The sequence below is a fragment of the Micromonospora sp. NPDC050695 genome (assembly GCF_040654415.1).
In the GTDB taxonomy this organism is placed as follows: Bacteria; Actinomycetota; Actinomycetes; order Mycobacteriales; family Micromonosporaceae; genus Micromonospora.
In genome coordinates this window covers 1-22,791 of record NZ_JBFAHZ010000065.1, presented here as the reverse complement: position 1 = coordinate 22,791, position 22,791 = coordinate 1, and the positions used below count along the sequence as shown (strand labels likewise).

General features: G+C 72.5%; 22 protein-coding genes. 8 read left to right on the top strand and 14 right to left on the bottom strand.

What is annotated here, in order from left to right:
- Positions 1-12 precede the first annotated feature (12 nt).
- On the bottom strand, positions 13-1,554 hold the full coding sequence (locus tag AB0H52_RS28595) for a glycosyltransferase (protein WP_357951321.1): 1,542 nt from the start codon (positions 1,552-1,554) through the stop codon (positions 13-15).
- A 231-nt stretch (positions 1,555-1,785) separates the two neighbouring features.
- Here AB0H52_RS28595 and AB0H52_RS28590 point away from each other — a divergent pair, with 231 nt between their 5' ends.
- The 5 genes from AB0H52_RS28590 to AB0H52_RS28570 all read left to right on the top strand — a co-directional run bounded on the left by AB0H52_RS28590 (position 1,786) and on the right by AB0H52_RS28570 (position 5,959).
- Positions 1,786-2,700 carry an ABC transporter ATP-binding protein gene (locus tag AB0H52_RS28590; RefSeq protein ID WP_357951316.1) on the top strand — a complete coding sequence of 305 codons (915 nt, stop codon included), beginning with the start codon at positions 1,786-1,788 and terminating at the stop codon, positions 2,698-2,700.
- Positions 2,693-3,601: an ABC transporter permease gene (locus AB0H52_RS28585; protein WP_151491137.1), complete on the top strand. Its 909-nt coding sequence runs from the start codon at positions 2,693-2,695 to the stop codon at positions 3,599-3,601. The genes AB0H52_RS28590 and AB0H52_RS28585 overlap by 8 nt, the downstream gene beginning before the upstream one ends.
- Positions 3,598-4,509, top strand: a complete 912-nt coding sequence (locus AB0H52_RS28580) for an ABC transporter ATP-binding protein (RefSeq protein ID WP_151491138.1) — start codon at positions 3,598-3,600, stop codon at positions 4,507-4,509. Before AB0H52_RS28585 ends, AB0H52_RS28580 begins: the two co-directional genes overlap by 4 nt.
- A gap of 4 nt (positions 4,510-4,513) precedes the next feature.
- On the top strand, positions 4,514-5,224 hold the full coding sequence (locus AB0H52_RS28575; RefSeq protein WP_151491139.1) for an ABC transporter permease subunit: 711 nt from the start codon (positions 4,514-4,516) through the stop codon (positions 5,222-5,224).
- A 90-nt stretch (positions 5,225-5,314) separates the two neighbouring features.
- Positions 5,315-5,959, top strand: coding sequence for a hypothetical protein (locus tag AB0H52_RS28570; protein ID WP_151491140.1), 645 nt, complete (start codon positions 5,315-5,317; stop codon positions 5,957-5,959).
- Between the two features lie 49 nt (positions 5,960-6,008).
- On the opposite strand, the gene valS is transcribed toward AB0H52_RS28570, so the two are convergent.
- The 6 genes from valS to AB0H52_RS28540 all read right to left on the bottom strand — a co-directional run bounded on the left by valS (position 6,009) and on the right by AB0H52_RS28540 (position 15,910).
- Entirely contained in the window at positions 6,009-8,573 is a 2,565-nt protein-coding gene (valS, locus tag AB0H52_RS28565; RefSeq protein ID WP_151491141.1) for a valine--tRNA ligase, read from the bottom strand.
- A gap of 55 nt (positions 8,574-8,628) precedes the next feature.
- The gene (locus tag AB0H52_RS28560) at positions 8,629-10,509 is read right to left on the bottom strand and encodes an ABC transporter ATP-binding protein (protein WP_357951313.1); all 1,881 of its coding nucleotides are present in this window, start codon (positions 10,507-10,509) and stop codon (positions 8,629-8,631) included.
- Positions 10,506-12,344: an ABC transporter ATP-binding protein gene (locus AB0H52_RS28555; RefSeq protein ID WP_151491143.1), complete on the bottom strand. Its 1,839-nt coding sequence runs from the start codon at positions 12,342-12,344 to the stop codon at positions 10,506-10,508. Before AB0H52_RS28555 ends, AB0H52_RS28560 begins: the two co-directional genes overlap by 4 nt.
- 37 nt (positions 12,345-12,381) lie before the next feature.
- On the bottom strand, positions 12,382-12,891 hold the full coding sequence (locus AB0H52_RS28550) for a methylated-DNA--[protein]-cysteine S-methyltransferase (RefSeq protein WP_151491144.1): 510 nt from the start codon (positions 12,889-12,891) through the stop codon (positions 12,382-12,384).
- A complete protein-coding gene (locus AB0H52_RS28545) occupies positions 12,888-14,366 on the bottom strand; it encodes a DNA-3-methyladenine glycosylase 2 (RefSeq protein WP_151491145.1) in 1,479 nt (492 codons plus the stop codon). The genes AB0H52_RS28550 and AB0H52_RS28545 overlap by 4 nt, the downstream gene beginning before the upstream one ends.
- A 92-nt stretch (positions 14,367-14,458) precedes the next feature.
- Positions 14,459-15,910, bottom strand: a complete 1,452-nt coding sequence (locus AB0H52_RS28540; RefSeq protein WP_151491146.1) for an FAD-dependent oxidoreductase — start codon at positions 15,908-15,910, stop codon at positions 14,459-14,461.
- Positions 15,911-16,111: 201 nt separating this feature from the next.
- Between AB0H52_RS28540 and AB0H52_RS28535 the strand changes: the two genes are divergently transcribed.
- Positions 16,112-16,606, top strand: coding sequence for a hypothetical protein (locus tag AB0H52_RS28535; protein ID WP_151493079.1), 495 nt, complete (start codon positions 16,112-16,114; stop codon positions 16,604-16,606).
- A 102-nt stretch (positions 16,607-16,708) separates the two neighbouring features.
- Positions 16,709-17,443, top strand: coding sequence for a peptidase E (locus AB0H52_RS28530; protein ID WP_357951309.1), 735 nt, complete (start codon positions 16,709-16,711; stop codon positions 17,441-17,443).
- Positions 17,444-17,450: 7 nt separating this feature from the next.
- Here the strand turns inward: AB0H52_RS28530 and AB0H52_RS28525 are convergent, their stop codons facing one another.
- Genes AB0H52_RS28525 through AB0H52_RS28500 form a run of 6 tightly spaced genes read right to left on the bottom strand, consistent with a single transcriptional unit; the run spans position 17,451 to position 20,293 of the window.
- A complete protein-coding gene (locus tag AB0H52_RS28525) occupies positions 17,451-17,798 on the bottom strand; it encodes a hypothetical protein (protein WP_151493081.1) in 348 nt (115 codons plus the stop codon).
- Positions 17,799-17,827: 29 nt separating this feature from the next.
- Positions 17,828-18,382, bottom strand: a complete 555-nt coding sequence (locus AB0H52_RS28520; RefSeq protein ID WP_151493082.1) for a nucleotidyltransferase domain-containing protein — start codon at positions 18,380-18,382, stop codon at positions 17,828-17,830.
- The gene (locus AB0H52_RS28515) at positions 18,379-19,059 is read right to left on the bottom strand and encodes an exonuclease (protein WP_225854848.1); all 681 of its coding nucleotides are present in this window, start codon (positions 19,057-19,059) and stop codon (positions 18,379-18,381) included. Before AB0H52_RS28515 ends, AB0H52_RS28520 begins: the two co-directional genes overlap by 4 nt.
- Entirely contained in the window at positions 19,056-19,547 is a 492-nt protein-coding gene (locus AB0H52_RS28510) for a hypothetical protein (RefSeq protein ID WP_151493083.1), read from the bottom strand. Before AB0H52_RS28510 ends, AB0H52_RS28515 begins: the two co-directional genes overlap by 4 nt.
- Positions 19,548-19,557: 10 nt before the next feature.
- On the bottom strand, positions 19,558-19,875 hold the full coding sequence (locus tag AB0H52_RS28505) for a hypothetical protein (RefSeq protein WP_151493084.1): 318 nt from the start codon (positions 19,873-19,875) through the stop codon (positions 19,558-19,560).
- 4 nt (positions 19,876-19,879) lie between these two features.
- Positions 19,880-20,293 (bottom strand): YbaB/EbfC family nucleoid-associated protein, encoded by a 414-nt coding sequence (locus AB0H52_RS28500; RefSeq protein ID WP_357951305.1) that lies wholly within the window; start codon positions 20,291-20,293, stop codon positions 19,880-19,882.
- Positions 20,294-20,454: 161 nt separating this feature from the next.
- Here AB0H52_RS28500 and ychF point away from each other — a divergent pair, with 161 nt between their 5' ends.
- Positions 20,455-21,540, top strand: a complete 1,086-nt coding sequence (gene ychF / locus AB0H52_RS28495) for a redox-regulated ATPase YchF (RefSeq protein ID WP_151493086.1) — start codon at positions 20,455-20,457, stop codon at positions 21,538-21,540.
- Positions 21,541-21,560: 20 nt separating this feature from the next.
- Here the strand turns inward: ychF and AB0H52_RS28490 are convergent, their stop codons facing one another.
- On the bottom strand, positions 21,561-22,667 hold the full coding sequence (locus tag AB0H52_RS28490; protein WP_151493254.1) for a site-specific integrase: 1,107 nt from the start codon (positions 22,665-22,667) through the stop codon (positions 21,561-21,563).
- Positions 22,668-22,791: the final 124 nt, after the last annotated feature.

Sequence of the window (22,791 nt, the reverse complement as noted above, 5' to 3'; positions counted from 1 at the left end):
CGGGCGGGCGGATCAGCCGCGGATCCTTCGGCCCACCGCCGAGCGCACCCGGTTCCACACCCGCTCGTCGCGGATCCGGTTCCACACCCTCCGCTCGTCGCGGATCCGGGGCCGCGCGCCGTCGGCCCGGCAGATGAACACCAGCGGCAGCCGCGCGTCCTCGGTCCAGCCGGCGTTGGTGATCCGGGCCTTGAGGAGCCAACTGCCCCGGGTCCGGCCACCGTTGAGGGCACCGAAGTCGATCGTGGTGGTGGCCCGGTGCACCAGGTGGACGGTGTCCGCTCCGGACGGCGCGGCGACCCGCTCCGTTCGGTAGGTCACCGGCAGGAAGATCTCGTCACCGGTCTCCCGCCGACGGGCGACCACATCCAACCGGGCCTTGCGGACCTGCGCGGTGGAGTCGAGCACCTCAGGGGTGATCTCCTCGATCGGAAGCACCAACACGTCCCGGCCCTCGTCGGAGCGGAAACTAACCGGCTGGTCCGCCGAGCGCAACTCGGCGGCGACCGTCATCGTGACGGCCCGGTCGGCGTGCTGGATTTCGTCGATCGCGCCGTGCGCGGCGATACCCGCCTCCCAGCGGGCCAGCCGACGCAGGTCCGCGATCCGGCCCCGCTCGGCCAGGTACGCCACGGCCCGCAGCAGGGGCGGCAGACCGGCCGCGACGCCCGGCGCGAACCGGTCCTGGATGACCTTCTGGGTCTCCAGCGCGATCTGCTCCAGCCAGTCCTCCGGAGCGGACAGCAGCCGCCTGCCGCGCAGCCGGTTGAGCATCTCGTTGCGCAGCCACCGCCGGTGCAGCCGGTCGCGCAGCGGACCCGGCTCGGTGTTGGCGTCGACGATGTCCAGGGCGTCCCGCACGCTCTCGAAGTAGCTCGACGGGTCCAGCCGGGCGGCGGTGACGTTGCGCGCGTCGGCGCGCTGCGCGTGGTGGTAGCAGGTGTAGTCGGACAACACGCAGGTGCGGCGGGACAGGAAGTAGGCCCGCACCACCACCGAGTGGTCCTCCAGGCGCCGCTTGCCGCCCTCCGGGAACCGCAGGCCGTGCTCGTCGAGGAACGCCCGGCGGAACAGCTTGTGGCAGGTGAGGCTGTCGATCAGCGGGGAGTTCTCCAGGGTGGCGTCGAAGCGGTTCTTGCGGAACAGCTCCCGCGGCACGGCGCGCCCGTGCCCGGCCATCTTTCCGACCACCACGTCCGCGTCGTACGTCTTCGCGCAGTCGTAGAGCCGCTCCAGCGCCTGGTCGGCGAACCAGTCGTCGTCGTCGGCGAAGAAGACGTACTCGCCGCGTGCGTGGTCGATGCCCAGGTTGCGCGGGCGCGACGGCCATCCCGAGTTCTCGATGTGCAGCACCCTGATGTGCGGGTGCTCGGCGGCCAGCCGGTCCAACCGCGCCCCCGTGCCGTCGGTCGAGCCGTCGTCGACGAAGATCGCCTCGAACTCACCGGCGGGTAACGACTGGCGCAGCAGCGAGTCGGCCAGCTTCTCGATGTGTGGACCGCAGTTGTACGCCGGCACCACGACACTCACCTTGGGGACGCCCACCTCGACCATCACGATCCCTCCCGCGTCGGCGACCGCCGCGACACTGCCCGGTGAACGGCAAGTGAATGGTGCCACCCCGGAGGAGACTTTCCCGAAGCGGGGTCGGGCCGAACGCGGGACCGGCGAAAACGTCGCGAACGCCCGTCGGCGGACCCTAGGGGTCCTGAGCCGCAAGGATCAGGGGGGTACCGGGGGCGCGCCGGTGTCCCCGGTGGGCATCGACTCCCTACGCTGGGCAGCGTGACACTGATCGCGACCCAGTCGCTCACCAAGACGTACGGAGGTCGGGTCACCGCGCTGGCCGACCTCACCGTCGCCGTCGAGCCCGGGATCATCGGTTTGGTGGGCGCGAACGGCGCCGGAAAATCCACGCTGATCAAGATCCTGCTCGGCCTGATCGCCCCGACCGGCGGTCAGGTCTCGGTGCTCGGCATCGACCCGACCGTCGACCCCGCGGCGGTCCGCGCCCGGGTCGGCTACATGCCGGAGCACGACTGCCTCCCACCGGACCTGTCCGCCGCCGAGCTGGTCACCCACCTCGGCCGGATGAGCGGCCTGCCCCGCACCGCGGCCCGCGAACGTGCCTCGGAGGCGCTGCGCCACGTCGGGCTGTACGAGGAGCGTTACCGTCCGGTCGGCGGCTACTCCACCGGCATGAAGCAGCGCGTGAAGCTGGCCCAGGCGCTGGTGCACGACCCCGACCTGCTGCTGCTCGACGAGCCGACCAACGGTCTGGACCCGGCCGGCCGGGACGCCATGCTGGCGTTGGTGCACCGGATCGGCACCGAGTTCGGCATCTCCGTGCTGGTCTGTTCGCACCTGCTCGGAGAGGTGGAGCGGATCTGCGACACGCTCGTCGCCATCGACGGCGGCCGGCTGCTGCGTGCCGACCGCATCGACGCGATGACGACGGCCACCGACGTGCTCGCCGTGGAGGTCAGTGAGGGCACCGAGGAACTGGCCGCCCGGCTGGCCGCGCTCGACCTGCCGGTGGCACGCGACGGCCGGCTGCTTCTCGTACCACTCGCCGACGACGGCACCTACGACCTGATCCTCGGCGCGGTCGCCGAACTGGACCTGCCGCTGCACCGACTCGACCAGCGTCGGCACCGGGTGGCCGAACTCTTCGCCACGAGGGAGCTCACCCATGCCTGAGCCGTCCACCGCCGCCGTGCGCTCCGCGCCGAGCGGCGTCATCCACGACATCGGCTACCAGCGCTACGAGGGCCCGCGGCTGGGCCGGCGGCACGTGTTCGGCGCGCTCTACCTGCACGGGTTGCGGACCGCGTTCGGGTTCGGGCGCAGCGTCAAGGCCAAGATCTTCCCGTGGCTGGTGGTCGGGATCGTCACCCTGGTCGCGGTGGCCCTGGCCGCGATCCGCAGCCAGATCGGTGAGCCGGTCGCCACGTACGCCCAGTTCGCCGACTCGATGAGCTGGCTGGTCATCTTCTTCGTTGCGGTGGCCGCGCCCGAGCTGGTCTCGCGGGACCTGCGCAGCGGCGTCCTGCCGCTGTACTTCTCCCGACCCCTGCCGCGTGGCGACTACGCGCTGGCGAAGCTGCTGGCGCTGGTCACCGCGCTCTGGCTGCTGCTCGGCGGCCCGCAGTTGGTGATGTTCCTGGGCGCCGCGTTCACCACCAAGGACGGCATCCGTGGGGTCTGGAACGAGCTGCTCGACCTGCTGCCCGGGTTGCTCTACGCCGGGCTGTGGGCGGTGGTCTTCGCCTCGGTCGGGCTGCTGGTCGCGTCGCTGACCGGCAAGCGTGCCTTCGCCGCCGGTGGCGTGGTCGCGGTCTTCCTGATGACCACCCCGATCGTGGGCACGTTGAGCATCCTGCCGTCGCGTACCGCCAACGAGCTGGCCGGGCTCGCCTCGCCCCCCACCCTGGTGCGGGGGACGGGCATCTGGGCGCTCGGTGATCTGCTCGTCGAACGGGACCAGGCTGGCCTGTCCATCGGCGGGTTCGGCCCGGTCTACGCCCTGGCCGCGGTGCTGCTGGTCGCCGGCGCGACCGCCCTCCTGCTGGCCCGCTACCGGAAGGTCGCCTCCTCATGAGCACGCTGAGCCTGACCGGGGTGTCCCGGTGGTACGGCAACGTGGTCGCGGTCAACGACATCAGCATGGCCCTGGGGCCGGGCGTGACGGGCCTGCTCGGCCCGAACGGTGCCGGCAAGACCACGCTGCTGCACATGATGGCCGGGTTCCTCGCCCCGTCGCGCGGCACGGTGACCCTCGACGACGAGCCGACCTGGCGTAACCCGGACGTCTACCGGCGGTTGGGGCTGGTCAGTGAACGGGAGGCGGTGCAGAGCTTCCTCACCGCGTACGAGTTCGTGCTGGCCTCCGCGAAGCTGCACCGGCTGGCCGACCCCGCGGCGGCGGCCCGGCGCGCGATCGACCTGGTGGAGCTGGAGTCGGCGCAGGACCGCCGCATCGGCACGTACTCCAAGGGCATGCGGCAACGGGCCCGGGTGGCCGCCGCGATGGTGCACGACCCGCAGGTGCTGCTGCTCGACGAGCCGTTCAACGGGATGGACCCGCGGCAGCGGCTGCACATGATGGACCTGCTGCACACCCTGGGTGACGCCGGCCGGACGATCCTGTTCAGCTCGCACATCCTGGAGGAGGTCGAGCAGATCTCCGGGACTGTCCAGGTGATGGTGGCGGGCCGGCTGGCGGCCTCCGGCGACTTCCGGACCATCCGCCGGTTGATGACCAACCGGCCGCACGTCTTCGCGGTGCGCTCCACCGACGACCGGGCGCTGGCCGTCGCGCTGATCGCCGAGCCGTCGGTGAGTGGTGTCGAGTTGGACCGCACCGGCCTGACCGTGCGTGCCGGCGACTACGGCGCCTTCACCCGGGCGCTGCCCCGGATCGCCCTGAACCGGGGCATCCGGGTGCGTCAGCTGGTGCCGTCCGACGAGTCCCTGGAGAGCGTCTTCTCCTACCTGGTGGAGGCCTGAGAACATGTCGACCATTACCTGGATCACCGCGCGTGGGCTCTTCGGCCGGCGCCGGTTCCTGCTGCTGCTTCCGCTGCCGCTGGTGCTGCTCGGGTTGGCGGTGCTCTGCCGGTCCCTGGACGTGGACCCGGGCGAGTGGGGGCCACCGGTGCTGGTCGGCCTCGGCCTGGCCGTGGTGCTGCCGGTCGTAGCGTTGATCATCGGCACGGGTGTGCTGGGCGCCGAGATCGACGACGGCACGGTGGTGCACATCCTCACCAAGCCGCTGCCGCGCTGGCAGATCGTGCTGCCCAAGCTCGCGGTCGCCGCCGGGGTCTCCGCGGCCACCGTCGCGGTGCCGATCTACGTCGCGGGTGTGCTGGCCGATTCGGTACGCCTCGGGCTGGCGCTCGCGGTGGCGTCGGCGCTCGGCGCGCTGGCGTACTCGGCGCTGTTCCTCGCCCTCAGCCTCGTCACCCGGCGACCGGTCCTGCTCGGCCTGGTCTACGTGCTGATCTGGGAGGGCCTGCTGGGCAACTTCGTCAGCGGCACGAAGGTGCTCTCCATCCAGCAGTACGTGATCGCCCTCGCCGACCGGCTCGCCCCCACCGGGCTGCTGGAGACCAGCGTGTCGGTGCCGGTGGCGGCGGTGATGACCGCGCTGGTCAGCGTCGGCTTCACCGTCCTGGCCGTCGACCGCCTGCGCTCGTTCAGCGTGGCCGGCGAGACGAGCTGACGGTGCGCCGTGCTGTTCCGGCCAGCCACCGCCCGGCGGTAGTGCTGGCCGGATGGACGGCCGGGGGCGCGACGGGCCACGCTGGTGGGCGTGAGCGTCGAAGCGGAGCGGATGTCGTTGTCTGACCCGTACTCCCGGAGCAGCCGGCCCTGGCTGACCAGCCTGGCGGTCGCCGGGCTGGCCTGCGCCACGGTCGCGACGGCCGCCCAGGGCAGCGGACGGTTCCACTGGTGGGCCGGTTTCATCCTGATCCCGGCCGCGTTGATCGCCGCCAGCGGCGGGCCGCTGCTGGCCCGGGGTGGTGGCCGGGCCTTCGCCGGGTACGTCATCGCCTGCGTCGGCACCCTGGTGTTCGCGGTGGGCGCGCTGCTGATGTTCGGTGTGATGGGTCGGGGGTGGCCGCTGCTGGTGGTGCTGCCCTGCCTCGCGGTCGCCGGCACCTACCAGTGGCGGGCCGCCCACCCGCTGGCCCGCGGCCTGCACCGGGCGGTGGCTCTGCTCGCGCTCACCGGCGCGTTGCTCGGGCTGACGCTGCAACTGATCCGGGTGGAGCTGATCCACCTGGAGACCGGCTGGTGGGGTGCGTTCCTCATGCTGGCCGGGGCGATAGTGCTGGGCAACGCGGTTGAGCTGACCCGGCACCGGATGCCGTACCGGCTCCAGGCGATCACGTTGCTGGTCGGGCCGGCCGTCGCCTCGATCCTGCTCGGCCTGCGCTTCCTGCGCGGCTGGTGACGACCCGTCCGCCGCCGCCCCCCGGGGGGTGGGCGGCGGCGGACGCGGGTCAGAAGGCGCAGGCGATGACGAGTTCCGGGGTCCGGTCCGGGAGCAGGTCGAGTTTGCCGATCCGGCCCGCCGCACGCACGTCGTCGGCGACCAGGGTGAGCTGTTCCAGCAGCGCCGCCGGGCCGAGCGCCTCGGCCAGCGGCACCTCGGCCTTCATCGACAGCTTCCGCTCCGACTTGGCCCTCCGCACCTGGCCCAACGCGTCACCGGCGAGCCGCAGCAGCGCGGGGTCTCCGGTGCCCTCGATCGTCCGGGCCACCTCGTACGTGGTGGGCCACGGCGCCCGGTGCACCGAGCCGTACCGCCACCAGGACCAGACCTCCTCGGTGACGTACGGCAGCACCGGTGCGAACAGCCGCAACTGCACCGACAGCGCGGAGGCCAGTGCCGCCCGCGCCGAGTCGGCCGCCGCCCCGGTGCCGTAGGCGCGATCCTTGACCAGCTCGATGTAGTCGTCGCAGAACCGCCAGAAGAACGCCTCGGTCACCTGCAACGCGGTCGTGTGGTCGTACGCGTCGAAGGCGGTGCTCGCCGTGGCGACCACGGTGGTCAGCTCGGCGAGCATGGCCCGGTCCAGGGGGGTCGTCGCGGGGGCGCGCAGTGCGTCCGCCGCGCCCAGCCCGAGCGCGAACTTGGACGCGTTGAGCAGCTTGGTGGCCAGCCGACGGCCGACCTTGATCTGCGCCGGGTCGAACGCCAGGTCCGTGCCGGGCTTGCCACTGGCCGCCCAGTAGCGCACCGCGTCCGAGCCGTGCTGCTCCAGCAGCGCGAGCGGGGTCACCACGTTCCCCTTGGACTTGGCCATCTTTTTCCGGTCCGGGTCGAGGATCCAACCGGACAGCACGGTGTCCCGCCAGGGCAGCACGCCGTGCTCGAAGTGCGACCGGACCACGGTGTCGAACAGCCAGGTCCGGATGATCTCCTGCCCCTGCGGGCGGAGGTCCATCGGGAAGACCCGCGCGAACAGGTCCGGGTCGGTCTCCCAACCGCCGACGATCTGCGGGGTCAGCGACGACGTGGCCCAGGTGTCCAGCACGTCCGGGTCGCCGATGAAGCCACCCGGCCGGCCGCGCTGGGACTCGTCGAACCCGGGCGCCGGGTCACTGGACGGATCGACCGGCAGCGCGGACTCGTCCGGCGTGAGAGGGTGGGACCAGTCCGGCTCGCCAGCGCTGTCGAGCCGGTACCACACCGGCACCGGCACCCCGAAGAAGCGCTGGCGACTGACCAGCCAGTCCCCGGTCAGGCCACCCACCCAGTTGTCGTAGCGGTGTTTCATGTGCGCCGGTACCCAACGCAGCTCCTCGCCCCGGGCCAGCAGCGTCGCCCGCAGCTCGGCATCCCGGCCGCCGTTGCGCAGGTACCACTGCCGGGTCGAGACGATCTCCAGTGGCCGGTCGCCGCGCTCGTAGAACTTGACCGGATGGGTGATCGGGCGCGGTTCGCCGACCAGGTCACCCGCGTCGGTGAGCATCCCGACGATCTCCCGGCGGGCGCCGTTGACGGTCTGCCCGGCCAGCGCCGCGTACGGCTGGGCCGGCACCCCGGCCGGCGGCTCGGGGAGCAGGCGGCCGTCCCGACCGATCACCACCCGGGTGTCGAGGCCGAGATCGCGCCACCACGTCACGTCGGTCAGGTCGCCGAACGTGCAGACCATCGCGATGCCGGTGCCCTTCGCCGGGTCGGCGAGCGGATGGGCGTGCACCGGCACGTCGACGGCGAACAGCGGGCTGCGCACCGTGCCGCCGACCAGGTCGGCGTACCGCTCGTCGTCCGGGTGGCAGACCAGCGCCACACAGGCCGGCAGCAGCTCCGGCCGGGTGGTGTCGATGAGCACCTCACGGCCGCCGGGCGCGGTGAACCGCAACCGGTGGTACGCGCCGGGCCGCTCCCGATCCTCCAACTCGGCCTGGGCGACCGCGGTGGCGAAGCCGACGTCCCACAACGTCGGCGCCTGGGCCTGGTACGCCTCGCCGCGCAGCAGGTTGCGCACGAACGCCCGCTGGCTGGTCGCGCGCGCCACCCGACCGATCGTCGTGTACGTCAACGACCAGTCCACCGACAGCCCGAGCCGCCGCCACAGCGCCTCGAAGACCTGCTCGTCGGCGACCGTCAGCTGCTCGCACAGCTCGATGAAGTTGCGCCGGGAGAGCGGGGTGGGGTCGCGGCGTGCCGCCTCGTCGACCGGCGTCGCGGGTGGCCGCCACACCGGGTCGTACGGCAGCGCCGGATCGCAGCGCACCCCGTACACGTTCTGCACCCGACGTTCGGTGGGCAGACCGTTGTCGTCCCAGCCCATCGGGTAGAAGACCGCCTTGCCGCGCATCCGCTGATACCGCGCCACGGTGTCGGTGTGCGTGTACGAGAACACGTGGCCCATGTGCAGCTCGCCCGATACGGTCGGCGGCGGGGTGTCGATGGCGTACACGTCACCGCGCTGCTTCGCGCGGTCGAACGCGTACGTGCCCTCCTCCTGCCAGCGGTGCGCCCAGGTGTCTTCGAGCCCGTCCAGGGTCGGACGTTCGGGGACACCGGCGCGGGCCGTCCTCGCCGTATCGGTCATCCTGCGATCGTAGGCATCACCGGAGGGCCCAGCCACGTAGTTGCGTATCGCTGGCTCAGACCAACGAGTCGCGCCACTGGCGGTGCAGGGCCGCGTACCGTCCGTCCGCCTCGGCCAGCACGGCCGGCGGGCCGTCCTCGACGATCCGTCCGCCGTCGACGACGAGCACCCGGTCGGCGGTTTCCACGGTGGAGAGTCGGTGCGCGATCACCAGGGCGGTGCGGTCGTGCAGGATGGTGCCGAGCGCCCGCTGCACCAGCCGTTCGGTCGGCACGTCCAGCGACGACGTCGCCTCGTCCAGGATCAGCACCGCCGGGTCGGCGAGGAACGCCCGCGCGAACGCGACGAGCTGCCGCTGCCCGGCGGAGAGCCGGCCGCCGCGCCGGTGCACCTGGGTGGCGTACCCGTCGGGTAGCGCGGCGATGAAGTCGTGCGCGCCGATCGCGCGGGCGGCGGCCTGCACCGCGGCGTCGTCCGCGCCGGGCCGGCCGAACCGGATGTTCTCCGCCACGGTCCCGCTGAACAGGTGGTTCTCCTGGGTCACCAGCACCACCGCGCGGCGCAGGTCGGCGTCGCCCACGTCGCGCAGGTCGACCCCGTCGAGGCGGACCGTGCCGGTGTCCGGGTCGTGGAACCGGGCGACCAGCTTGGCGATGGTCGACTTGCCGGCGCCGGTCGGCCCGATCAGGGCCACGGTCTGCCCGGCCGGCACGGTCAGTTCCAACCCGGCGAGGATCGGGGTGCCCGCGCGGTAGCCGAAGGACACCGCCCGGAAGGTCAGTTCGCCGTGACCGGGGCCGGCCGGCAGCGCCACCGGCCGGGCCGGCTCGGCGACGCCGGGCCGCTCGTCGAGCACCCCGGCGAGTTTCTCCAGGGCGGCGGTGGCCGACTGGAGCGAGTTGTAGAACTGGCTCAGCTCCTGCATCGGCTCGAAGAAGCGACGCAGATAGAGCAGGAACGCGGCGAGCACCCCGACCTCGGTCCGTCCGCCGAGCACCCGCCAGCCGCCGTAGCAGAGCACCACCGCCACGGTGACGTTGCCGATCAGCTTGATCGCGGGGGAGTAGGTGGCGATCAGGCGGAACGCGTGCAGGCTGGTCCGCCGGTACTCGTCGCCGAGGGCCACGAAGATCCGTTGGTTGCGGGGTTCCCGGCGGAACGCCTGCACGGCCCGGATGCCCCGCATCGACTCGACGAAGTGCACGATGACCAGCGCGACCGCCTCGCGGGTCCGCCGGTACGCGCCGGCCGACGCCCGGGCGAACCAGCGGGAGAGCCAGAACAGGAACGGGAACGCGAACAGCGTCACCGCGGCCAGCGGCAGGTCCAGCCAGAGCAGGATGGCGGCCACCGACAGGATCGACAGCGCGGCCAGCACCAGGCTGTCGATGCCGCCGTCGACGAGTTCCGCGATCGAGTCCAGGTCACTGGTGAGCCGGGAGACCATCCGACCGGACGTGTACCGCTCGTGGAAGCCCACCGACAGTCGCAGGAAGTGGCCGAACACCCGCTGCCGCAGGTCCAGCAGGACGGCCTGGCCGATCCGGGCGGAGAGGGTCAGGAAGCCCCGGCGGGCCGCGTACTCGGTGACGGCGGCGGAGGCGAACGCTCCCGCGACGGCGGTCAACGGGACCGGGTCGCCGGCCCGCAGCGGCGCGATGCACCGGTCGATGCCGACCATGACCAGATACGGGCCGGCCATCGCGGCGGCGTTCTGCGTCAGCAGCAGGCCGACGGCGGCGGCGAGCCGGCGTCGGTGCGGGCGGAGCAGGTCGGCCAGCAGGGTACGACTGAGTCGGCGCAGTCGTTGCACCGCCTCCGGGCTGCTGTCCTCGGCGCGGCTCCGGTCGGCCTCCGGGTCGGTGGCCGTCCCGCGCCAGCGGGTCAGCTCCGGTTCGTCCCCGGGTGGCGGGTCGGCCTGCTCGGGCACCGTCACGAGCGCACCAGCCCCCACCCGTCCGGGGTGGACGCGGCCGGCGGCGGCTCTCCGGCCGGCGGTTCGGCGGCGAGCAGTGCCCGGTACGCCGGCACGCTGGCCAGCAGCTCGGAGTGCCGGCCGATCGCGGTGATCCGCCCGTCGTCGAGCAGGGCGACCCGGTCGGCGAGGGCGATCGTCGACGGGCGGTGCACCACCAGCAGTGCGGTGCTGCCGCGCAGGACCCGCCGCAGGGCCGCCTCGACCAGCGCCTCGGTGTGCACGTCGAGGGCGGACAGCGGGTCGTCCAGCACCAGCAACGCCGGATGGCCGAGCACGGCGCGGGCCAGTGCGAGCCGCTGCCGTTGCCCGCCGGAGAGCGACAGCCCCTGCTCACCCACTCTCGTGGCCAACCCCCACGGCAGGTCGTACGCGAAATCGGCCTGCGCGAGCGCGAGCGCGGCGCGGACCTCGTCGTCGCCGGCGTCCGGGCGCCCCAGGGTGAGGTTCTCCCGGATCGACATCGAGAACAGCGTCGGCTCCTCGAACGCCATCCCGACCAGCCGGCGCAGCGAGTCCAACCGGAGGTCGCGCAGGTCGTGCCCGTCCAGGGTGATCCGGCCGCCGGTCACGTCGTTCAGGCGGGGCACCAGGGAGAGCAGGGTGCTCTTGCCGCAGCCGGTGGCACCCACCAGGGCCAGCGTCTCGCCCGGCTCGATGGTCAGGTCGACCTCGCGCAGCACCGGGGTGGCGGCGCCGGGGTAGCGGAACGCCACCCGTTCGAAGCGGAGCCGGCCGACGACCGCGTCGCGGGGCAGCACGAGCGCCTCGGGCGCGTCCACGATCTGCGGCGGGGTGTCCAGCACCTCCTGGACCCGGTCGGCGGCGGTGGCGGCCTCCTGGCCGTTGGCGATGATCCAGCCGAGCGACTGCACCGGCCAGATGAGCATCAGTTGCAGACTCACGAACGCGACCAACTCGCCGATGGTGAGTGCGCCCCGCGCGGCGGCGGCCGCCCCGGCGACCAGCACCACGCCCAGGGTCACGTTCGGCACCAGGTCGAGCAGCGCCGAGGTGTTGGCCATCAGCCGGCCCTTGCCCACGCCCGTGTCGTGCAACGTCCGGGCCCCGCCGGCGAAGCGGGCGGCCAGCTCAGGCCCCCGGCCGTACGCCTTCATGGTGCGCAACCCCTGCGCGGTCTCCTCGACCAGGGTCGCCACGTCGCCCTGCTGGTCCTGCATCCGGCGCGACGCGGCGTGGTAGTGCCGGCCGAACCGGCGGCTGATCAGCAGCAGGGGCACCGCGCTGGCCGCGACCAGCAGCCCGAGCGCCGGGTGCAGGTGCACGAGCAGCGCCACGACCACCACGTAGGTGGTGAGGTTGAGCAGCAGGAAGAACACGCCGAAGGAGAGGAACCGGCGGATCGCCGACAGGTCGCTGGTGATCCGGGAGAGCAGCTGACCGGACTGCCAGCGGTCGTGGAAGCTGGTCGGCAGCCGTTGCAGGTGGGCGTAGACGTCGGCGCGCAGTGCCGCCTCCATGCCCACCGCGGACGAGGACTGCACCCACCGGCGGATGAAGATGAGCACCGCCTCGACCACGCCGAGCAGCAGCGCCAGGCCGCCGAGCTGGACCAGCCCGCCGGGCTCGTGCCGGGCCACCGGCCCGTCCACGACCCGCTGCACCACCAGGGGTACGGCGATCCCGGCGGCCGTGCCGGCGAGCCCCGCGACGAGCAGCCAGGCGAACTCGGCGGCGAACGGGCGCAGGTAGTGGCGCAGCCGCCAGAGGTTGTGCACGGGGTGGGGGCCCGCGGCGACCCGGGCGGCCGGGTTGCCGTCGTTCTCCGCAGGCACTACCCGACGGTAGCGTCAATAGCTGTCGATGCCAGTGTCAGCTTGTTGTCAACCGCCGCTCATGACCGAGAAGCCACTTCTTCACGTCCAGCCCCCAGCGGTAGCCGCCGAGTGTGCCGTCGGTGCGCAGCACCCGGTGGCAGGGCACGAACAGTGCGGCGGCGTTGCGGGCGCAGGCGGCCGCGGCGGCCCGTACCGCCGGTGGTCGACCGGCCAGCGCCGCGTACCCGGTGTAGGTGACCGGGGTGCCCGGAGGCACGTCGCGCAGCACCTGCCAGGCGTGCGCCATGAACTCGCCGCCGGTGCGCTGCCGCACCGGGACCGCGTCGATGGCGGCGAGGTCACCGTCCAGGTAGGACCGGACGGCCGCGCTGATCGGGCCCAGGTCGTCCCGCTGACGCAGGGGCGCGCGCAGCGTGGGGTGCACCAGGGGCAGCAGCGCCGCCGGGTCGGGAGTGAAGCCGGCCGCCCGTACGTCGCCGTCCGGGCCGGCGAGGATGCTCAGTGGGCCGGCCGGGGTGCTCACCACGGTGCTGTCGATGCTCATGCCGCTCTCCAGAGTCTGATCGTGGCGTAGGACCGCCAGGGACGCCAACGCTCGGCGTACCTCTCAAGGGTTGTGGGGTTGTCGGGCAGGCCGAGCGCGGCCGCGCCGCGTCGGACCGCGAGGTCGGTGCCGAGCAGGACGTCCGGGTCGCCGAGGGCGCGCATGGCCAGATAGTTGGCGGTCCACGGACCGATACCGGGCAGCGCGAGCAGCCCGCGAACGGTCTCCTCCCGGTCCACTCCCGGCGCGAGGTCCACGGTTCCGTCGGCGACCGCCCGAGCCAGGGCCCGCAGGGTCTCCCGCCGCCCACCCGGCATCCCGAATCTCGAATCCGGAACCCCCAGCAGTTCCTCCGCGCTCAAGAACCCCCGCAGGTCCCCCCGGTGATCATGAGGTTGGCCGGGAGTTCGATCTCCATTGGCCTCGTCAACCTCATGATCAACGCGGTGGGCGGTGAGGCGGGTGAGGGTTTTCTGGGCGGAGAGCACCGAGACCTGTTGGCCGATGATGGCTCGGACGGCCATTTCGAAGCCGTCCACCGCCCGGGGGACCCGGATGCCGGGCTCGGCTGCCACCGACCGGGCCAGCGCCGGGTCCGTTGCCAGCGTGGCGTCGATGGCGGCCGGGTCCGCGTCCAGGTCGAGCAGGCGGCGGCAACGGGCCACCGCCGGCGCCAGGTCGCGCAGGTCGGTCAGGCGCAGCGTCGCCGCCACGTAGCCGTCCGCCGGGGTCAGGGCCACCTGGCCGGCACCGTGCGGCAACCGCAACCCCCGGTGGTACGTCCCGTCGCGCACCTCATCCACGCCCGGCAGCGCCCGCAGCGCCAGGAAGTCCAGCAACGCCCGGGCGTGCAGCGGCGGGCGGTACGCCAGCCGCAGCGAGATGGTCCCCGCCCCAGATGGTGCCCGCTGCCGGCCACGGGCCGTGCGCAGCTCGGACGGCGCGCTCGCGTACACCTCGCGGACCGTGTCGTTGAACTGCCGCACGCTGCCGAAACCCGCGGCGAACGCGATCTCGGCCATCCCGAGGTCGGTCGTCTCGATCAGGATCCGGGCGGTCTGGGCCCGCTGGGCCCGGGCCAGCGCGAGCGGGCCGGCACCCATCTCGGCGCGCAGCATCCGGTGCAGGTGCCGCTCGGTGTAGCCGAGCCGGGCGGCCAGCCCCGGGACGCCACCGCGGTCGACCACACCGTCGGCGATCAGCCGCATCGCCCGGCCCACCACGTCGGCGCGGACGTCCCACTCGGGCGAGCCGGGTGCGGCGTCCGGCCGGCAGCGGCGGCAGGCGCGCAGCCCGGCACCCTGCGCCGCGGCGGCGGACGGGAAGAACCGGACGTTCTGCCGCTTGGGTGTGGTGGCCGGGCAGGACGGCCGGCAGTAGATCCCGGTGGACGTCACGCCGGTGTAGAACCAGCCGTCGAACCGCTGGTCACGGCTGTCCACGGCCCGGTAGCACCGTTCGAAGTCCATCTCCACGTCACCGATGATGCCCCGTTCGGTGGGGCCTCGGCTGGCGGGATTCGGACGTGAGCGTGCGCCCGTCCCGTCGCTGACCGGCCCGCCGACCGTCAGCGGCGGCGGCGGTGGGGCTGCCCGGACCGCTGCCCGGACCGCGCGGGCTGCCCGGACCGCTGCCCGGACCGCGCGGGCTGCCCGGACCGCTGGGGCTGGCCGGACCGCGCGGGCTGCCCGGACCGCTGGGACTGGCCGGTCAGCAGGGCCGAGCGGAACACGCCGTCCGGGTCGTACCGCTTCCACAGCCGGCGCACCCGGGCACCGGTCTCACCCGGGTAGATCCGGGCGAACGCGGCCGGGTTCGGTCGGCTCTCGAAGTTGACGTACGCGCCGTCGGCCCGAGCGCCGACGGTCCGCCAGGCGATGTCCAACGCCGCACCGCCCTGCGGCGGGAACGTCGACGCGATGACCAGGGTGTTCTGGTGCCGGTGCGGATAGGCGGTCGCGTCCGCGGCGACGTCGTTGACCGCGCCGCCCATCGAGCGGAGCTGGATCACCGCCCGCCCCGGGCCGGTCGCCGCCCGTGTCACGGCCCGCGCGCCCGCGTCGTCCAGGTCGCTGAACAGGCCGTTGGTGGTGGTGCCCCGCTGCTGCCCCACGTTCGGGTGCAGGTGCGCGGTCGGCACCAACGTCGGGTAGGGCAGCAGGTCGGTGCGGTGTTCGAGCACCTTGCCGATGGCCAGCAGCGGCTCCACCACGGGCCGGACCCGGCGCAGGCTCTCGGCGGCGACCACGGCGGTGATGGACATCAGCGCCGAGCGGCCCTCGGCGAACAGCACCGCGGCGGCGGACAGCTCCCGGGGGGCCTGCGCGAGGCAGCTCGCCCACTCCCGGACGGTACGGCCGTCCGCGTGCGCCTCGACGACCAACTGCGCCACGCCGACGTTGCGCTGCTCGGCGGCCTCGATCTCGAACGCCACCACGATGCCCGCCCCCGCGCCGGCGCCCCGGACCAGCCAGAACAGCTCCGGCTCGTGCTCCGCGTCGGCGCGGACCAGCGTCCCGTCGGCGAGCACCACCTCGACCGCCCGGATCCGGTCGATGGTGAGGCCGTGGGTGCGTACCAGCCAGCCGACGCCGCCGCCGGTGGCCAGACCGCCCACGCCCACGCCGCCGTAGTCGCCCGAACTGATCACCAGGCCGTACGGGGCCAGCGCCTTCGCGACGTTCGCCCACCGGGCGCCGGCCTCGACCCGGACCAGCCCGGCCCGCTCGTCGAGCACCTGCACCCGGTTGAGCATGGACAGGTCGATGACCACGCCACCGTTGTTGGAGGAGGCTCCGGAGAAGCCGTGCCCCCCGCTGCGGACCGCGATGGGCAGCCGCTGCTCCCGCGCGTAGCGGATCGCGTCGACCACCTGCGCCGTGGTCTTCGGCAGCAGGACGGCGGCCGGCGACGCCGACGTGGTGTACGTCGAGCGCAGCTGCGCGTACCGGCGGTCGCCGGGCGTGACGATCTGCCCGGTGAGTGAGCTGGGCACCCGGCCCAAGGCGTGCGTCATCATCCCCCCTCTCCTGCGCAACCCTCCCACCCCAACCGCCCCCTCCCATCCCGATGATCAAGAGGTTTGCGTCACGACACGCCGTGGCCCGTGACGCGAACCTCTTGATCGCCAGGGGAAAGAGGGCCTGGTGGGGGGTTTACGCCCGGAAGTGTCGGTCGTGGCGGGTAGCGTCCGGCCACCAACTCAAGAAGGGGTGCGGCGATGGCGAGCGTGGCGGGTTGGGCGGCGGCGTCGACACAGGGCTCGTTCCCGCCGCTGCCTCGCGCGGTGGCGCAGTCCTTCTACCGCCGGATGCGAGCCGTGGCGCCGGCCGCCGTGGGCGCCATCGAACGGGACCGGGCGGGCGACGCCGAGCGTCCCTTCGCCGAGACCGCCTGCGGCCGGCTGGCCCGTTCGCTGGACGACGCGGGTCTGCGGGCGCTCGGCATGTGGACGCATCACCGGTGCATGCGCTTCTACGACGACGACACGCGGGTCGGCCGGCGGTTGATCCGGGAGATCGCCGCACGACCCGGGCTGGGCTGGACGGCCGACGAGGTGCGGTGGATGCTGCGCGAGTCGGTCTCCGCCGGCCCCGCCGCCGCGGACCGGTTCACCCTGCCCCGCGCCGCGGCGGCCCACCTGCCGCCGGCCGAGCGGCCGCTCGACGAGCTGCCGCCCGAGGTCGTGGTGCCCCGCCAGCGGCGACCCGGCTGAGCCACCCGACTGAGCCACCCGACCGAGCCACGCGGCTGACCGCCCGGCGACCGACTGGGGCAGGATGGACGCCGCCCCCGCCCCGACGGAAGGACGCGCCCGATGCCCGCGAGCGACCCGACCATCCTCGCCACCAGCATGGGCTTCCTCCGGGGCGACCGAGGCCCGTCCGACCTGCGTCCCGGGCCGGTCTTCGAGCTGGCGGCCGAGCTGGCCGAGGCCGGTACGCAGCCACGGGTGTGCTACCTCGGGCAGGCCGTCGGCGACCAGCCCACCTCGCTGACCGCCGTCTACGGCGCGTTCGCCGACACCCGCTTCCGCCTGTCGCACCTCGCCCTGTTCCCCATGCCGAACGTCGAGGACGTCCGCGCCCACCTGCTCGCCCAGGACGTCATCTGGGTCGGCGGCGGCAGCGTGGCCAACCTGGTCGCGGTCTGGCGGGTGCACGGGCTCGACGAGATCCTGCACGAGTGCTGGCAGGCCGGCGTCGTGCTGGCCGGCGTCTCGGCCGGGTCGATCTGCTGGCACGTCGGCGGCGCCACGGACAGCTTCGGCCCCCGCCTGCGCGGCTTCACCGAAGGGCTGGCCTGGCTGCCGTACGGCAACGGGGTGCACTACGACGGCGAGGGCCAGCGCAGACCGCTGATGCACGAGCTGGTCGGCGACGGGACGCTGCCGACCAGCCACTGCACCGACGACGGCGTCGGCCTGGTCTACCGGGGCACCCGCCTGGTCGAGGCCATCGCGGACCGCGAGGGCGTCTCGGCGTACGAGGTGAGTCGCGGTGCGGACGGCAGTGTGCGGGAGGCGGTCATCGCTCCCCGCCTGCTCGGCTGAGAGCGGATCAGACCCGGTCCTCGAACGCGGCACACACGGTCGCCCGTACCTGCGGCCCCTCGATCGCCCGCAGCAACTCCCGGGCGAGGGCGATCTGGTGCCCCTCGTCGACCGTCCGGTCCATCGGGGTCAGCTCCACCCGCCACCGGAAGTAGAGGTAGTCGTCCTCGTCGGTGGCGGCGAGCCGCGGGTCGGCGTCCTCGTTGGGGTTGATCTCCAGCAGGTTGCCGCGAACGTCCACCGAGTCCCGTCGGTACGGCACCGCGTCGGGCAGCCGGGTGCGGATCAGGTCCAGCAGCTCCGCCGCCGTCAGCGGACCGTCGACCATGATGAGGAACTGCAACGTCGTCTGCACGTCTGCCACCTTGCCAGATGCGGAACCGCTCAATCGAGCGGGAGGAACGGGCCGTTGTCGAACTTGCCGCCCCGACGCAGCACCGAGAACTGCACCTTGTGGGGCACGTGGGTGTCCATCAGCTCGCGCCGCAGATGGGTGAAGTCGGTGCCCAGGTCGAAGCTGGCGAGCTGACCGTTCTCGTTGATCCGGCGCAGCATCGTCTTGCGCAGCCGGGTGCCGTCCGGGGCCCGGGACAGGGACCGTTCGGCCAGGTCGAAGAAGGTCTTGTCGTCGACGATGAGCGCCACGTCGATGTCGGAGTCCGGGCGGGCGGTGCCGCGTACGCGGCTGCCGTGGGCGACCAGGTCCCCGTCGGGCAGCCCGGCCTGCCGCTGTGTCTGCCGGGCACCCCGGGCGAACCGGGTCCACTGCCGTTCGGTGAAGCCCTGCGGGATCTGCCGGGCGGCGCGGGTGGCTGCCGCTTCGCCCGCTTCGCCCGCCACGTCGTCGGCCCGCCGCATCATGCTGCGGGCGGCCTGCGCCACGATGCCCCGGGCGGCCGTCGTGGCGCCGTCCGGCAGGTCCCGTCGACGGCCGGTCACGTCGGCTCGCCCGACTGCTCGCGGGGCGACACCGCGCCCGCGCCCTCGTCCGCCTGCTCGTGGGGCGACACCGCGCCCGCGCCCTCGGCCGCCTGCTCGTGGGGCGACACCGCGCCTTTGCCCGCCTGCCGACGGCGTAGCACCGCGTCGAAGACCTGCGCCAGTTCGGCGGCGTCCTCGCCGGCGTGGTGCGTGTGCGGCACGTCGTGCAGACCCAGCTCGTGCTTGATCTTGCCCTTGCGGGTCTGGACCCACTCGCTGCCGGTCAGCCCCATCCAGTAGCTGCGCAGGTCGACGCCGGAGCCGGTGGCACCGAACGGGCTGTGGCCGACGAAGCGCACGAAGTACCAGTGCACGAACATGCCGTCCCACACCGCGGGTGCGGCGAGGAAGACCGGCCGGCCGATCCGGCGCAGCCCGTTGACCCAGGCCGCCGCGGCGGACATCGCCTCCTGGGCGGTGGGTGCCTCGCGGAGCAGGTGGTCCCGGTCCAGACCCGACACGGCCAGCGCGGCCGGGACGAACTCGTCGGAGATGGGGCGTAGCTCGGTGTAGAACGTCAGGTCCGGGCGACCGGCCACGGCCATGCCCAGCGAGATCATGCTGTACGGCCCGGGAATCGGCCCGTCCGCCTCGACGTCGACGCCGATGTACAGCTCGGGCAGGGGTGAGGTCATCCCAGCACCACCCCGATGGCCTGGTCGATCAACATGTTGAGGACGATGTCGGTGAGCTTCTTGAAGACCGGGATCTCCAGCAGTGAGGCCCCGAATGTCGGCGCCGCCGTCGCGAGCGCCTGGATGATCTGCACCAGCAGGATGATCAGCTGAACGATCACGTTGATCTTCAGGGCGAGGACGATGAGCGCGCACACGAAGAGCGTCGCGGCCACCATCTGCGCACCGGTGCCACCGTCGCGCAGCACCGACATCGCCGAGCCGTCAGCCTCCCAGCGCTCCTGGAACGCGGTCAACGCGTCGCCCTGATTGCCGGCCAGCACCCGCTGCGCGGCCGCCGTACCCTCCGCCGCCGCGTTGTTCAGCGAGTCGGCCATCTCCATCCACATCTGGCCGAGCTCGAACATCTTCGTCTCGTCCGACTTGGGCCAGGTGTAGCCCAACTCGTTGAGCAGGCCGGCGAGTTCGCCGGGCAGCATGATGCCCATCGACCCCGCCTTACCAGCTCTTCGTCGTGAACTGGGCGTCGTTGTCCTGCTCGACCAGGTCGTACTGGTCGGCCATCAGGCCCAACCCGTCGCCGAAGCCCCGCAGCCCGTCGACGACCGACCCGAGGCACTCCGCGGCGATCTCCTCGGCCACCTGGTACGACATGCCGATCAGACCGCCCACGTCGTCGTCGCCGAAGATGTCGCCCATCGAGGCCGTCCGCGCGCGCAGCGCCTCCCACTGTGCGGCGAGCTGCTCGGCCACCGTCGTCAGGTGGCCGCCGCCCTGCCGCAGCGCGGGTGGATGCACCTGCAGGTCGTCGCGCATGTCGTCACCTCGCTGCCTGCTGGATGCGCCGCACCGCGTCGGTGAGCGCGTCGGTCATCGCGGCCATGCTGCGTACCGACTCGTTCTGCAACTCGTCGAGCTGCTGGCCCAGGGCCACCGGATCCACCGCGGGCGCGTCCGCTGCCTCGCCGGCCGCAAGGCGCAGGTCGTCCAGCGCGGCGTTGACCGCCAGGGTGATCTGCTCGCCGAGCATCTCGGCGCCCATCCGCAGGGCACGCGGGTCCACCGTCACCGACTCGACGCGTTGACCGACCGCCACGACCTCGACCTGGCCGCCCGCCGCGGAGCCGGTGCCCCGCGCCGGCTGGACGTCCAGGTCGTCGGGCACCTGCCCGGTCGACCGCATCGACGCCAGTGCCTGTCGCGTCTGCTGGAACAGCCGGTCGAATTCCGTCACCTGATCCACAACGCCCCCTAACGCCGCACGCGACATCGAGAGGGTAGCAACGGGATTCCAGCGCCGGGACCCGCCGATGCGCGACCAGGGGCGACGCCCGGCCCGCCGGAATCGGAGCCGCCTGGACCGGTCCGCCCGGCACCGGCGTAAGCTGGCCCGTCGTGAGTCTCACCATCGGCATCGTCGGCCTGCCCAACGTCGGCAAGAGCACGCTGTTCAACGCGTTGACCAAGAACGACGTGCTGGCGGCGAACTACCCGTTCGCCACCATCGAGCCCAACGTCGGCGTGGTCGGGCTGCCCGACGAGCGGCTGGGCAAGCTGGCCGAGATCTTCTCGTCGCAGAAGGTGCTGCCCGCCCCGGTGTCGTTCGTCGACATCGCCGGCCTGGTCCGCGGCGCGTCGAAGGGGCAGGGACGGGGCAACGCCTTCCTCGCCAACATCCGCGACGCCTCGGCGATCTGCCAGGTCGTCCGGGCCTTCTCCGACCCGAACGTCGTGCACGTCGACGGCAAGGTCTCCCCGGCCGACGACATCGAGACGATCAACACCGAGCTGATCCTCGCTGACCTGCAGACCCTGGACAAGGCGCTGCCCCGGTTGGAGAAGGAGGCCAAGCTCCGCAAGGACCGCTCCGCCGCGGTCGCCGCCGCGAAGGCGGCCATCGAGGTGCTCGACGGCGGCACCACCCTGTACTCCGGGGCCGCCGCCGCCAAGATCGAGCTGGAGCACCTGCGCGAGCTGCACCTGCTCACCACCAAGCCCTTCCTGTACGTCTTCAACGTCGACGAGGCCGAACTCGCCAACGAGACGTTCCTCGACGAACTGCGCGCCCTGGTCGCCCCGGCCGAGGCCGTCTTCATGGACGCCAAGATCGAATCCGAGTTGGTGGACCTGCCCGAGGAGGAGGCCCGCGAGCTGCTGGAGTCGATCGGGCAGAACGAGCCCGGCCTCAACCAGCTCGTCCGGGTCGGCTTCCGCACCCTCGGGCTCCAGACGTACCTCACGGCCGGCCCCAAGGAGGCACGCGCCTGGACCGTCCCGGTCGGCGCCACCGCGCCGGAGGCCGCGGGGGTCATCCACAGCGACTTCCAGCGCGGTTTCATCAAGGCCGAGGTGGTCTCCTACGGCGACCTGGTCGAGCACGGTTCGATGGCGGCGGCCAAGGCGGCGGGCAAGGTCCGCATCGAGGGCAAGGAGTACGTCATGCAGGACGGCGACGTGGTGGAGTTCCGCTTCAACGTCTGAATCCGGCCTGTTCTCGCAGGTCAGGAGGTTGGTGCCTCGCCTTGGGGCACACCGGGGGCACAGCCCCACGCCTCATCGACGGCGCGGCGAGTGCGCTCCTCCGAGTCCGGCATCAGGTGACCGTAGGTCGACAGAACCAGCGTCGCGTTTTCGTGCCCCAGCCGTTCGGCCACGGCGATGACCGACTCGCCCTGCATCAGCAGTACCGAGGCGTAGTGGTGACGTAGGTCGTGGGTCGTGGTGCTTTGCGGCAAACCGGCCTTTCGGACCGCTGCTCCGAAGATGATGGTGCCGTAGTAGTCGTGGCGATACGGGCCGGCGAAACGCGTCGTAAAGAGGGTGCCGTCATCGGCCGGCGGGAAGTCGGCCATGTGCGCTCGCAGGGCATCGGCGACGATTTGGGGCAGCGGCACCGTACGACGGGACCGGGGCGTCTTGGGCTCCGATCGCACCTTGGACTGTGGCGCGAACTGCCACTCGATCCGCACCAGGCGCGCGGCGAAGTCGACATCCTGCACGCGCAGCGCGAGCAGCTCGCCGAGGCGCAGACCCAAGCCGGCCTGGGTGACGACCATCGCGCGGTTGCGGGCAGGCATGGCGTCGGCGAGCGTGCGCACCTGGTCGACGGTGAGCGGCACGATTCGCTCCCGGTGGGCTGACGGCAGGCTGACCCGGACCACGGGGGAGCGGCCCACGAGCCGATCCAGCACCGCCGCCGCGTAGATCGAGCGCAGCAGTCCAACGAGGTTACGCAAGGTTGACGGGGCCAGCACCTTGCCACGATCGGCCGCCCACGCCTGTACCTCAGAGGGCACAACGGCCGCCAGACGACGGGAGCCGAGGGGAGTCGCGGCGATGTGCGTCTCGATCAGGCTGGCGACCCGCCGCGCGGTAGTCGGACGGTGGACGCGGCCGGCGGCCCAACGACGGGCGTACTCGACGACGGTCGTCTTGTCGGACGGATCGACGTACTGACCGCGTACGATGTCGGCCTCGACCTGGGTGAGAAAGCGGTCAGCATCGACCTTGCGGGTGAAGGAACGCTTGCGCTGCCGCCGCGCGTCGTCACGCCAACGGGCAAGATAGCTGACCTTGCCATCACGATTTCGCTTCTCGACGCTACCCATCTCAGGCCGCCTGCCTTTCGAACCAGGCCGGGACTGTACAAATAACGGCTGATCGACCGATCAAGGGAGAGACGCCAGATGACGACCGAGACGACCGTGGGACAGCCGGCCGCCGAGCCGGTGG

Bases quoted from the DNA above. Each gene is read 5' to 3' on its own strand.
- AB0H52_RS28580 (WP_151491138.1), top strand. From the start codon at position 3,598: ATGAGCACGCTGAGCCTGACCGGGGTGTCCCGGTGGTACGGCAACGTG.
- AB0H52_RS28575 (WP_151491139.1), top strand. From the start codon at position 4,514: ATGTCGACCATTACCTGGATCACCGCGCGTGGGCTCTTCGGCCGGCGC.
- AB0H52_RS28595 (WP_357951321.1), bottom strand. From the start codon at position 1,554: ATGGTCGAGGTGGGCGTCCCCAAGGTGAGTGTCGTGGTGCCGGCGTAC.
- AB0H52_RS28490 (WP_151493254.1), bottom strand. From the start codon at position 22,667: ATGGGTAGCGTCGAGAAGCGAAATCGTGATGGCAAGGTCAGCTATCTT.
- AB0H52_RS28585 (WP_151491137.1), top strand. From the start codon at position 2,693: ATGCCTGAGCCGTCCACCGCCGCCGTGCGCTCCGCGCCGAGCGGCGTC.
- AB0H52_RS28530 (WP_357951309.1), top strand. From the start codon at position 16,709: ATGCCCGCGAGCGACCCGACCATCCTCGCCACCAGCATGGGCTTCCTC.
- AB0H52_RS28550 (WP_151491144.1), bottom strand. From the start codon at position 12,891: ATGAGCATCGACAGCACCGTGGTGAGCACCCCGGCCGGCCCACTGAGC.
- valS (WP_151491141.1), bottom strand. From the start codon at position 8,573: ATGACCGATACGGCGAGGACGGCCCGCGCCGGTGTCCCCGAACGTCCG.
- AB0H52_RS28535 (WP_151493079.1), top strand. From the start codon at position 16,112: ATGGCGAGCGTGGCGGGTTGGGCGGCGGCGTCGACACAGGGCTCGTTC.
- AB0H52_RS28510 (WP_151493083.1), bottom strand. From the start codon at position 19,547: ATGGGCATCATGCTGCCCGGCGAACTCGCCGGCCTGCTCAACGAGTTG.
- AB0H52_RS28540 (WP_151491146.1), bottom strand. From the start codon at position 15,910: ATGATGACGCACGCCTTGGGCCGGGTGCCCAGCTCACTCACCGGGCAG.
- AB0H52_RS28505 (WP_151493084.1), bottom strand. From the start codon at position 19,875: ATGCGCGACGACCTGCAGGTGCATCCACCCGCGCTGCGGCAGGGCGGC.
- AB0H52_RS28515 (WP_225854848.1), bottom strand. From the start codon at position 19,059: ATGACCTCACCCCTGCCCGAGCTGTACATCGGCGTCGACGTCGAGGCG.